Below are 2,068 nucleotides of genomic sequence, written 5' to 3' on the forward strand. Positions count from 1 at the left end.
CGCTATGAACGCGCAGACCCTGGCTGCAGCCAATCGCCTTGAGGCGACTGCCCGCGCGGCGGGCTCCAACCTTCGGGAGAGCTACTCCGCGTACCGCACTGCGTATGACATCGCGCGTCACCATCGCGACGAAGTGATCCCCCTGAGAAAAACCATTTCAGAAGAAAACCAGCTTCGCTACAACGGGATGCTTATCAGCGTTTTCGAGTTGCTCGCTGACTCCCGTGACCAGGTGAACTCGGTGATGGCGGCCCTGAACGCCGAACAGCAGTTCTGGCAGGCCGATGCCGCCCTTCAGGCCTCTCTCATCGGCAAGCCCACCAGTGCTGGCGTCTCGGGCGGTGGCGCAGCCGCTGCCGAAGCTGGTGCAGGCCACTGATCCCGTCAAGGAAACCAACATGAATTCAAGAAGAGATTTTTTCCGATTTGCGGGCATTGCCGGAGGGGCCGTGGCCGCAGCGAGTGTGAGCCGAGTGGCGATGGCGGCACTGCCGGAACCCGTGTACCAGTCAAGCCCAGACACCATGGCGCCTTTGGTGCCCAACTCTGGGCGCCCCTACAACCCGGTGGTCACGCTGAACGGCTGGACGCTGCCCTGGCGCATGAATCAGGGGGTCAAGGAGTTTCACTTGGTGGCAGAACCGGTGGTGCGCGAGATGGCCCCAGGCTTCAAGGCGCACCTTTGGGGGTACAACGGCCAGAGTCCGGGCCCCACCATCGAAGTGGTGGAAGGTGACCGCGTTCGCATTTTTGTGACCAACAAGCTGCCCGAGCACACCAGCATCCACTGGCACGGACAGCGTTTGCCCAACGGCATGGACGGTGTGGCAGGGCTGAACCAGCCCGCGATTCAGTCGGGCAAAACCTTTGTCTACGAATTTGTGGCGCGCCGTCCAGGTACCTTCATGTACCACCCGCACGCCGATGAGATGACCCAGATGGCCATGGGCATGATGGGCTTCTGGATAACGCATCCGAAGACCAAGCATCCGCTGATTGATGAAGTGAATCGAGACTTTTGCTTCCTGCTCAGTGCCTACGACATTGAGCCCGGCGCCGCCACGCCCAAGGTTGCGGAGATGCTGAACTTCAATCTGTGGACATGGAACAGCCGCATCTTTCCCGGCATCGACTCCTTGAATGTCCGGCTTAACGACAAGGTGCGCATTCGCATCGGCAACCTCACCATGACCAACCACCCCATGCATTTGCACGGTCATGAGTTTTTGGTCACCGGCACGGATGGCGGACCCACACCCAAGAGCACCCGTCTGTATGAAGTGACCACCGACGTGGCCGTTGGACAGATGCGTCAAATCGAGTTCCTCGCGGACGAAGAAGGCGACTGGGCGTTCCACTGCCACAAGAGCCACCACACCATGAATGCAATGGGGCACGACATTCCCACCATGATTGGCGTGGACCACCGGGGCGTGGCCAAGAAGATCAACAACTTGATCCCCGACTACATGGTCATGGGCGAGCGGGGCATGGCAGACATGACGGAAATGGAGATGCCCATCCCGGACAACACCATTCCCATGATGACCGGAGAAGGCCCGTTCGGCTCGGTCGAAATGGGCGGGATGTTCAGTGTCTTAAAGGTTCGCCGCGACCAGAAACCGGGCGACTACAAGAACCCGGGTTGGTACAAGAACCCGGAGGGCACGGTGGCCTACGAGTACACCGGTCCGATGGCTGAACCGGCCCGCTTCAAGGCCGAGGGCGGACAGTCCATGCCTCGCAAAGAGAAGTCCAGCTCGGACACTGTCGTCAAGGTCAAAAAGCCGTCTTCGCACAGCGGCCACTAACTGCCACGTTCCCCATCACCTTCACAACCCAAGGCAACTATGAAACGCACTCTTTCCCTGATCGCAGCCTCCGCCCTGGTGGCTCTGTCCTTTAACAGCTTTGCAGGTGGCACTCACAGCGGTGGTCACGGCCACGCAAGCGAGGAGTCAGCCATTGGTCAACCCGGCAAAGCTGCCAAGGTGACCCGCACGATCAACGTGGACATGGCTGACACCATGCGCTTCACGCCGGCAGCAATCTCCGTCAAGCAGGGCGA

At 60.1% G+C, this 2,068-nt stretch carries 2 protein-coding genes and 1 pseudogene; all 3 read left to right on the forward strand.

Going from position 1 to position 2,068, the window contains the following annotated elements:
- The coding region (locus tag KYG_RS06505) for a TolC family protein (RefSeq protein ID WP_369749739.1) at positions 1–379 on the forward strand (379 nt) is incomplete at its 5' end.
- 19 nt (positions 380–398) lie between these two features.
- Positions 399–1,811, forward strand: a complete 1,413-nt coding sequence (locus KYG_RS06510; RefSeq protein ID WP_034693458.1) for a multicopper oxidase family protein — start codon at positions 399–401, stop codon at positions 1,809–1,811.
- Between the two features lie 39 nt (positions 1,812–1,850).
- A pseudogene (locus tag KYG_RS06515) lies at positions 1,851–2,068 on the forward strand (hypothetical protein); the annotation flags it as partial.

The sequence above is a fragment of the Acidovorax sp. NO-1 genome (genome assembly GCF_000238595.1).
Classification (GTDB): domain Bacteria; phylum Pseudomonadota; class Gammaproteobacteria; order Burkholderiales; family Burkholderiaceae_C; genus Acidovorax.

Excerpts from the sequence above, each read along its gene's own strand:
- KYG_RS06510 (WP_034693458.1), top strand. The coding sequence starts at position 399 with ATGAATTCAAGAAGAGATTTTTTCCGATTTGCGGGCATTGCCGGAGGG.